Origin of the sequence: Haloferula luteola (assembly GCF_014201715.1) — a bacterium.
Classification (GTDB): domain Bacteria; phylum Verrucomicrobiota; class Verrucomicrobiia; order Verrucomicrobiales; family Akkermansiaceae; genus Haloferula; species Haloferula luteola.
Window position 1 is genome coordinate 373,040 of record NZ_JACHFD010000002.1, and the last position, 10,497, is coordinate 383,536.

At 57.8% G+C, this 10,497-nt stretch carries 3 protein-coding genes; 1 reads left to right on the top strand and 2 read right to left on the bottom strand.

What is annotated here, in order from left to right; translation table 11 throughout:
* Positions 1-29: 29 nt before the first annotated feature.
* The gene (locus tag HNR46_RS03410) at positions 30-3,617 is read right to left on the bottom strand and encodes a hypothetical protein (protein WP_184015800.1); all 3,588 of its coding nucleotides are present in this window, start codon (positions 3,615-3,617) and stop codon (positions 30-32) included.
* A 347-nt stretch (positions 3,618-3,964) separates the two neighbouring features.
* The gene (locus HNR46_RS03415; protein WP_184015802.1) at positions 3,965-8,716 is read right to left on the bottom strand and encodes a beta strand repeat-containing protein; all 4,752 of its coding nucleotides are present in this window, start codon (positions 8,714-8,716) and stop codon (positions 3,965-3,967) included.
* Between the two features lie 357 nt (positions 8,717-9,073).
* Between HNR46_RS03415 and HNR46_RS03420 the strand changes: the two genes are divergently transcribed.
* Positions 9,074-10,306 carry an LL-diaminopimelate aminotransferase gene (locus tag HNR46_RS03420; RefSeq protein ID WP_184015803.1) on the top strand — a complete coding sequence of 411 codons (1,233 nt, stop codon included), beginning with the start codon at positions 9,074-9,076 and terminating at the stop codon, positions 10,304-10,306.
* Positions 10,307-10,497: the final 191 nt, after the last annotated feature.

The window sequence follows — 10,497 nt, forward strand, 5'->3', positions numbered from 1 at the left end:
TCGTTCATTTTTAGGGTTTGGAGCCGTCTTTAGATTTCCTCGGGCGAGAGCCAGCGGAACGAGGTGATGATGAACCGACGGCCGAATTTCTGGTTCACTTCACTGTCCAGATCGTCGGGCAGGATATAAGCGTCGTCAACCGGGTCGAGATATTCCGGCAAACGTTGAACCACCGCTTCGCACCAAGCATTGGCAGTGATCCGATCCGCTTTGTCTCTCGATTCCCCGTAGGCACGGATCCGGAAAGTATCACCCCGCACGGTGATCACCGGTGCCAAGGCCATCATCAGGTCGCCTTGGCTGATGATCGAAGGTGCACCCTCAGCCGAATAGCCCAGTCGAGCTTGGGAGTTCACCTCGCCCTTCGTCGCATTGGGTGGGAGGTCCGAAGCTCCATTGATTTCATTCGAATCGAGCTGGTGAAACGACTCATTGATCCCCGAATCTTCGATCGCAGTCTGCAGGAGGCCCTTCACCGTGTGCAATCCCGAAGCCCCTCCAATCCGCCGGTTGACGAACTCTGCGACGGTCGCAAATGGGGCTTGGTCCGTCGATCCACGTTGACGAATCGCATCGACGATTTCCTCAGCCAGCGTGTTCAATTCGGTGTCCGTCAAAGCACGGAAACCCGCCCAGCGTCGTGCACCCGCTACGTCCACGGATGTATCGGCTCCCGTTTGATTCGGATCGCCGGCCAAGGGGAACGAAGAGCGCGGGTAGGCCGTTTTGTCGCTGGCCGTCAAATCGCTATTTCCCCAACCCAAGACCTCCCGGTCACGCAGGGAGCTGAGCACTGCCCACCAAGCTTCCTTCGAATCCGAGTTCACATTGAAGGCACCTTTCACTCCCATGATGCCAGCAATTTGCTGGGCGCGATCCGTCGTCCCAAGACGGCCGATCTTGTCCGTCTCGCTGCTCTCGCCGGAGGGATTGCTCACCAGAGGGACCAAGCGTCGGTTCAATTGCTGCGGATTTCCATCCATGAAATCCTTGAGCAGATCGTCGGTCGACATCGAGCCGGTGATGGCATTGCTGATGTCCCCAATGGTGGAAAAGAAGTAGCGATCCCAAAGGGCATCATTCAGGAGATAAGAATGATCCAACATGTTTCCAAAGGAGACCAAGGTCCCGCGAATCGGATTGCTGGTATAAACCGAGTCGGTGGAGATCAATGGATGGCTGTAGGAATTCCCGAAGGGGTGAGTCACTCGAGGCAAGGCTCCCGATGCGATCAGGTTGGCAGGGATCAAGTCACCCAAGCTCGCACAAGGGACCACCGGAATATGGAACATCGGAACGTTCGAAACCCCACCATTGGAGTAGCTGGTCCCACCGAGGAACCCACGATTGGTCCCAGGGTCCACTTCGATGTTCGGGAAATCGTAGAAGCCGCTCATCTCCTGTAGACTGACATCATAGGAATCCAGGGCGTTCCCCACATAACGGGAGTCCTGCTCGCCCCCCTCCACGACCGGGTGGGCATGCATCCAGGGCTTCGAGAAATCAAGGGTATCCCGGGTCGTCTTGGCGCCCATCGTGAACAGAGCAAAAGGCGTTTTACCACCCGGGGACTTATCGGTTGGAGACTGCAGGAGATCGCCGACCACATAGGTCCGCTCGATTTCCCCGTTTAGCGTGCTGCCGATTTCACTCGCTACATCATTGAAGCGGAATTGATAGGTGCGGAGCAAATCTCGATCTGCGTCCGGGTATTGTCCGGCAAGCAGTTGCACCACAAAGTCGGGAGTGTTGCGATCGGACCCCGTGGCCGGAAATGCCCGGCCCGGCTTGCAGTGGACGCTGAACTCATGCTGAACATTGATTCCCAACCATCCTTGATTGCCGTAGTTTGGATTGGATCGTTCGAAAGCATACTGCGTCGCTACCGGGCGCCCTCCGGCATAAGCCAAGTGGTCCGTTTGAAGTCCACCACGCGGGTCCCAGCCAGGCACCGTCTCGATACCATACTGGTTCTTCGTCCGGCCATCAATCGTCCCGAATCGTTTGTCGACTTGCCAATCGAAGAAGGCTCGTGGGCTATAATCGCCCGTCCCCACTTCAAGACCCCAAGTCCAGTTCGTCTCAATCCATGGCGAAAACACCTTCACCTCACCGGGCTCAAGCCGAATGGTCGCACCGGGTTGATTCCGCCGGCTATCGGTCAAATAAAGGATGAAATTCTTCCGCGCGGATGCATCGCGCTCATTGGCAATCTGAAACCTCGCCAAGCCTTGATATTGAGAAGCGAAATCGGGACGCAGCCACACTCCATTCTTTTTGAATCCGAAAAGAACGGGCGGGTCAGAAATCTGCACTCGGAGGTGGTCCAACTCAATCGCCACATCGTAGGGGTTCCAGAGAGTGACCACGGGATCATACACAAGGTGCGGGCATCCGTAGTTGGTGTTACCCCGCGGAGAAGCCTGGGTGTTGAAGAAATTCACCCGGTCGGAGATGTGCGCGTAGTGCGTCACGATCGAAAAAACGATCTGCATCTTGGCAATCACCGGTAGCAGCTTTTCCGTCGTCGGAGCCACATCAATCCCATTGCGAATGGGGCGCAATTCGTTGCGGGACAATTCCACCGTGGGAGCTCCACTGGCCGAGTTGGTCACTTCTTCCTGGTACTGATAGTGGTCCTTGATGTAGTCCCAAGTAGGCGCGCCATCAGCAGCCGAGAAATACAAGGTCTCACGACCCAACACGGAAGCCGGGTCCGAAGAATCGTCGAGAAGTGACGTAAGATCCCATTTCAGTCCCCCTTCTGCCACATCGGTCAACAGCCCGATCGACTGCGTCGTGATCGACTGCTGGCGGCCCAAAACCTGGGCTTTGTCCGAGCCTGTTCCTAAGGCCAAGGAAGCCGTCTCCAGAGAGACAATCTTGTCGGTCGTGCCCTGATCGATGATCTGCTGCATCCCGGGAAGGAAAACTTCGGGAGTTGGGCGTTGGGGAGCGACCCGTTGAGCAATCAATTCTGCCCGGCTCATCTCGCCGTCTTGTTCGGCGTCGACTCCCAAGCTCACTTTCTGAGATTCATCCATCACGGCCCAGGCGAGGCCACCGCGCTGCGAATCCGAGAGCTCCATCCGTTGCCGCTCAGCACGCAGTGCCGGGGTCTGATCCGTATCCCCGGAGGTATTGCCCACGGTATCCGGATTGATGAGCCATACCGGGTCTTGGTATTCCTGCGCAGCCGCACGAACACTCGTGGCCATCTCGTCATTTTCACTGGAAGCAAGCCAGCGCATGAAGCCTTGTCTCTTGTCGCCATAATCCGGCGAGCTGCTCGCCTCTGGATCCCAATGCCAGCTCTTCCAGACACCAAGCGCATTGGCCTCTCCCACAGCCCCATTGATGGCCGACGAATTGGCGGTCACCCGCTGATCGGGCCCCAGTGACTTTTGGATATTACCGATGGCGATCATCATCGCCATCCGAGCATTCGCTCGAGCTTCCGCCATCGAGTCACCACCGCGACTTGAGCGCAGCGTCACGGACGAAAGCCCCAACAGCCCCACTGCCAAAAGCGAGAGGAGCACCATCAGAGCGATGACGATGATTAACGAGAAACCTCCCGGGCTGCTCGATCGGCGGAGGGATTTTTGGGCTTTCATGGATGAGTGAACTTGTAACCGCATCGTGAATACAAGTCAATGGTAGCTTTGCAATGTAACTACAGACATGGCGGTCGCTGGCTCTGGATTTCGCGAACTCCCCAAGGTGTTCTCAAAAATGACACACTCCGACAAGAATCCTTTCTTGCATGTCTGAATTTGCTTAAATCACTGATTATAGAGGTTTTGAGGAAAACTCAACGCGCAAGATCCAAGGATTCGAGGGCCCATGCGTGGCGGATTTCCCCACTCCAATTTTTCTGGAAAAGAAAGTGAGCCATTCCCGCGAGAAAGCCTCGGCCGCGCAGAAACGCGACCGAGGCTGGAATTCATCGGATCTCAGGGGATCAATCTTCGCTCACGACCACTCGCAGGAAGCCCTTCGAGTCCATGCCGTTGGAGCCATCGAGGCTGAAGGTGCGATATTCATAGCCCGTGGGCACGGTCGGCAGATCCGTCGTCACTGCCGATACCGGCGTGGCGATTTGATCGAAGGTCGCCAGATCCAAGCTGCCTTGCACCGTATAGACCACACCGCCCGAAGTCGCCGTGGGGGATGGTGATCCGGTGAAGCTCGGCGTTCCCGAGAGGACCGCAATCGTCAGCAGCAATTCGTTCTCGGCCGTTTCAACATCCGCATCGCTATCCGCCTTCAAGGCATAGACCTTGGCGTTGTCTCCTCCATCATCTGGAGATCCGCCGAGGGCATACTCGACGAGGTTCGATTGGCCATCGCCATCAGGATCGGCGTCAGGCCCAACGATCGCAGTATCCGATTCGCCCGGGAAGAAACCATCGATCCAAGTCGCGAAGGGATCCGAAGGCGCTGCACCCACGCTGATCGCACCCGTTCCGGTGATGAGGGCGGAATCCGCCGAGGTGTAAACCCCTGCCGGCATCGCTACACCACCCAAGGTCAGCGCAGAGACAACCTCCGTTCCTGAGAAATTCAGGTTCAGAGTCGCACCTGCTGCCACCACCACCGACGACGTGTCATCAAGGACTGTGTCCGAGGTGGTCGAGAGCGTGCCCTCAGAAACGGTCGTCGTCCCGGTGAAGACATTGGTCGCATCGAGGGTCAAGGTTCCTGAACCCACTTTGGTCAAGGACCCGGCTCCCACCATCACCGAAGGAACTCCGATATCGTTGGCGCCGGTATCGATCGTGCCGCCACCCGAGTTCAGGGTCACAAAGTCGACGGCGAGGAACGATGCATTGCTGGCCGAGGCCACCAATTTGCCCCCGTCGAAGACCACGCTACTCGTGCCACCACCGGAAGGTTCCATCAGCACGGGGGTCGTCAGAACGCCACCCGTTCCCAAATTCACCGTTCCGACAGCCGTGGCGCCCGGAGCGACTCGCAGTTCCCAGCCGACGCTTGCAGTGCCGGTCCCGGACACGGACAAGGTGCCCATGCCCTCTTCACCGATGATGACCGCGGTGTCGGTGCCGGTTTGCAACAACTGTCCGCCGGTCACGTTGACTTCACCGACCGAGGTCGCTCCATAGCGGCCCACTGACAACCAGGACTGAGCTGTCACAGAGCCGCCGCTGATGTTCAGGTAACCTTTGGTGTTAGCTCCTTTACCGACGAACATCGTGCCACCCGTGGACACCGTCGCCGAATCGGTCACGTTCAAGATGCCGACAGCAACATCCACGTCGGCGACGTTGAAGTCGCCTTCAGCACTCGTCAGCGAGCCTGAATCCTCCAAGGTCACCGTGGCACCCGCATTGTTGCCAATCGAGATCCAGCCGTTGCCCTTGGTGATCTTGCCGCTGTCGCGGACCACCACATTGACATTCGAATTGGCGCCGAGGCCCATTTGCAATCGGTTGCAGATGAATTCTGAAGTTCCTTCAATGACCACCTCCGCTTCGGCATTCTGGCTTTCCGCCCACATTGCGATACCGGTGTTGGTCCACTGAGTGTTGGTGAGGGTAAAGCTTGAGAGCACATCGTTGGTCGCCAGGTCACCGTTGAAACCCATGCTGCTGTTGACCGTCTGAATGGTCGAATCCGTGGCGGTAATCGAGGAATTGACCCCGGTATCGCCATTGCCGCGGCTAAGGCCCAGCCAGCTGTTGGTGATCAGCGAAGTGCTGTTCAACACCAAGTGGGCAGGGATGTTGGGAAGAGTTCCCACTTGAACCTCGCCCGTGACGGTATGGCCTGCAGCACCGGTGAGAACCAAAGTGCCGCCGTCCACCACGAGCCCACCGTCGCCGCCTGGAATCGTACCACTCGCGTAGTTGCGAGCCGTCGTGGCATCAATAAACAGAGTGCCATCGCCCGTCTTGGTGAAGTTCGAATCCCCCGAGAAGGTCAAGGTGCTGCCCAGAGTCAGGTCATTTTGAGTGGCAATGCCGCTTCCGATGCCATCGATCTGCAAATCCCGAGTCAAGGTCGTGGTGGCGCCGCTGTAACCGAGAACCCCGCCGCCCAGTTGAATGGGATTGGCCGTCCCGATCGGACCATTGGCACCAGCTGCTGCAAGAACATCCACCGTCGTCACCCCTCCTTCGAGGCGGACATCGCCAGTGAAGGTATTGGTCAGGCCAGAGATCGTGAGCGAAGCATCACCCTTTTTGAGGAGCCCCACGGTTCCCGTGATCGAGCCCGAACCCGACAAAGTGTAGTCGAGGAACGAGTTATTGAAGACCAGATCAGTCGGAGCGACCGTCGCGGTCAGATCCACATCAGTGGAACCGACTGCCGTATCATCAAACAAAACCGGCTTGGCATCGACATATCCCACCGTGGCGCCTCCCGTTTGAGAGGCCCAGTTCTTCGAAGTGCCGATATCCCAAATCCCGTCTACCGTGCCTGTGCCCACAAAGGAGACATTCACGTAGGCTTCGTCTGCGGTCGCCGCGTTGCTGATCGTGACGATTTCATTCGCCACATCGATGGCGGTCACCGTCGTGCCTGCGGGGATTCCCTCTCCCACCACACGAAGGCCTACGGTCACTCCCGTGAGATTGTCGACGTACTCGATTTGATCCGATCCGGTCAAAATGGCTCCCGTCGCGGTGATTGGAGTGGCATCCGTGCCAGCCCAAACTTGGAAGACGTCGGTCACATTCAGATAAACCATCGTGCGACCCGTACTATTGTAGTTGGCCTGCACCACGAGGTTGGCGGCCACACCTTGCGGCAGGTTGCCCAACACAAAACTTCCGCTGCCAGTCAGTTGCGAAGCATCGTAGTCAAGAAGCAGAAGCTGCCCGATCTGGTAGTTCTCCCCGGTGAAATTCACCGTGGTATCTCCATTCAAAGCCAGGGGGCCATTCACGCTGATCAACGAATTCGTCGCGACGCCACCTGCTGCAGCGATATCGCCAAAGTTGGCGGTGAGCGCGGAATTCCCCAACGTCATGCTGGAAGGAACAAGTTGGTCACCCTTGAAGAAAGGAGTCACTCCCAAGTTCGCGCCATCCGCCAAGGTGATGGCACCGGTCTTATCCGGGGATCCAAACTGATCGGCAGGCAGCGTGAGCGTTCCTCCCTCCACGACAGTCGCGCCTTCGTAGGCAATGTAGTTGGTGCTCGTGGCAAGATTGAGGGAACCGTCCCCCGATTTGGTCACGCCACCGACACCCGTCAGGGTGATGTTCGCGGAGCCTAGGGTGTAAGTTCCCGAATCAATGAGCATTCCGCCCGCTTGAACGTCACCCGTATCGAAATCATTCAGGAAGTCGGCGCGATCCCCATTGGCATGAATCATCGTGCCGTTGAAGACGAGGTTCGCAGTACCGGAACCACCGTCGATGGCATTGGTATTGAGCGTTCCGCCATTCAGAGTCAGGTTGCCCGTTCCAGTGGCGCCCAAGCCCACTTCAAAATCGTTGGTGGCGATATTGAGCGTGCCCCCCGAAAGGATGTAGTTGCCGGTACCGGTGCTCGTTTCACCCAACATCACGCTCCCGGCCTGAACATCCACCAAGCCATCGGATTGTTCGACAATGCCAAGACCCGAAGATCCGGTGCCGATCGTAATGTTGCCCGTGCCCGTCTTGGTGATCGTGCCACCCGTGATGTTCACGGTGCCTTCCGAACCTTCGCGGCCAATCGCAATCCAGTTCGCGACGTTGATCGTTCCCGCTTCCAGATTGAACGTACCGACACTCCCCGATTGGTTGCCGACCCACAGTTCGTTGTCGTTGGTTTGGATCGTCCCGCCGGTCATCGTATAGGTGCCCGTGCCGGTCTCATTCCCGACCTTCATCTGGTCACCGTTCAGCGTGATCGTGCCACCGGATTGAGTGAAGGTTCCTTCACCACTCAAGTGACCGACCGCGAACTGACCCAGTTGCACCGTGATCTCACCACCGGAAAGGGTCGCCGTGCCAACCGAACCCGCATCGCGACCAACAAAGGTGCTGCCATACGAAGTCAGTGTGCCGCCGGTCATATTCAGCGTGCCGTTTCCGCCGAGCCGTCCAAATGCCGTCCAAACGCCATTGTTCGCCGCTCCCGATGAAATCGCTCCCAGGTCGAGATTCAAGGTGCCGACGCCGCTCGTTCCGCGTCCCACGAAGAGGTCATTGGTGATGGCGAGCGCCCCCGAAGTGTTGACGTTGAGGAAGCCGGTCGCGCCCGCATCCCCCACAATCAAATCCCCGGCAGCATCCGCTCCTTGCACCGCCACGGTGAAGGATCCTGTGCCTGCTCCCATTCCCGTAGCAGCTCCGCCCGTGCCTGCCGTATCGGCGAGGTTGAGGGTACCAACGCTCGCCGCTCCGGTGCCGATATACACCGTCTTGCCAGCAGCGTTGCCAAGGCTTCCCGAAGGGATATTGACCTGACCCGTCGTGCCAGCAGAACCGATCCGGATTTCGTCCGGCTTGCTTGTCACAGCGGTCGTCACCGTTGCGATGTTGGGTGTGGTTGTCGTGATTTCGGCCAAAACTCCGGCCGGAACCACGGAAGAACTCCAGTTGGAGCCAGTATTCCAGTCCGTGCTGGTCGTACCTGTCCAGGTCACAGCTTGCAGACTCAGAACGGAAACTCCGGTCACCAGTCCAGCGACGTAACGCGTCGACATGGCAGAATTCAGGAGCGAACGACGCGTCGCCCCAGCGAATGGGTTGATCATGGGTTATCGAGGGTTGAGGTGGGTTGAAAGAGTCAAAGCGTCCCAACCGTCAACACTTCTGGAAAAGCGTGGAGACACCTGGGATTCGACTGCGAACGATCCACCATAGAACGAAAATCCTTCTCGCGCTTGTATCGAGTCTGTCTTTTTTTGGTAAAATTGCGACATCCTTTTAGGTATTTCCCCGTCACTTTTGGCCGATTTTGTCGCTTTTAGTGTATTTTCGACCTAGGAACCGATTCTTTCAGATTGTCGCATTTTTCATCGACGTGACAGAATTGTCTCTGCGGAGGCCTTCCGCCCCACCACTTCCCTGAGCTTGCCGTGAAGGGGACTCTCGACTAGACCGCGGGCCTCATGGCCTCGATCAACGCGAACTACCTCAAGCTCAAAGCTGGCTACCTTTTCCCAGAAATCGCCCGCCGCGTCCGAACCTTCACCGAGGAGCACCCCGACCTCGCACCTCGTATCATTCGCTGTGGCATTGGCGATGTCACCGAGCCACTCCCCTCCGCGGTGAGAGAAGCCATGCACGCCGCGGTGGATGAGCAGGGCGATCGCTCCACGTTCAAAGGATACGGCCCAGAACAGGGCTACGAGTTCCTTCGCCAAGCGATCGTCGAAAACCAGTATGCCGACCTTTCGATCAGCGCCGACGAGGTCTTCATCTCGGACGGATCGAAGTGCGACACCGGCAACATCCTCGACATCTTCGGGCCCGGCAATCGCATCGCCATCACCGACCCCGTCTACCCCGTTTATGTCGACACCAACGTGATGGTCGGCAACACCGGTGAGGCCGACTCCAAGGGCGCCTACGAAGGGCTTCTCTACCTGCCATGCACCGCAGAGAACGGCTTCGTCGCTGACCTTCCTACGGAAAAGGTTGACCTCATTTACCTCTGCTTCCCGAACAACCCTACCGGCACCGTTGCAACCCGCGAACAACTCAAAGGCTGGGTCGACTACGCGCTGGCTCACGACGCAATCATTCTCTTTGACGCCGCCTACGAAGCCTTCATCCAAGATCCGGAGATTCCTCACTCGATCTTCGAAATCGAAGGCGCTCGCGATTGCTGCATCGAGTTCCGCTCATTCTCTAAGAACGGCGGCTTCACTGGCGTCCGCTGCGCCTACGTGGTGATTCCCAAAACCGTGACCGGAAGCACTCCGGACGGAACCCGGATTCCCCTTCACCAACTCTGGAGCCGCCGCCATTCCACCAAGTTCAACGGTGCTTCCTATCCCGTCCAGAAAGGCGCTGCCGCCGTGTTTTCACCCGAAGGCAAAGAGCAAGTCGCGGCCCTGATTCAACACTACATGGGCAATGCCGCCTTGCTGCGCGAAGCCTGCCAAACGGCAGGGCTTCAGGTGTTTGGGGGTGAAAATGCCCCCTACGTCTGGGTCAGCTGCCCCGACGGCGTCTCCTCATGGGAAATGTTCGACAAGATGCTCGGCGAAGCCCAAGTGGTCATCACTCCCGGAGCCGGTTTCGGCGCTGCCGGAGAGGGCTACTTCCGGATCTCTGCCTTCAACTCCCGAGAGAATGTCGAGGAAGTCTGCCGCCGACTCGCCCGCGTATTTGGCTGATGCCCGTGAACTGCGGCTCCGCATCGTCTCCGCAGCATGCACCTCGATCACCCGGCAGGCTTCCATGCCTGACCGGGTTTTTAGTTCTACTTAGTTAAATTGGTGGGAATTCCGGTCCGTCCGTTCCATCGGCGCTCGATATCTGCCTTGCGTTTCCGGTGCCGATGATGGATGCGCGCAAGCACCTCCTC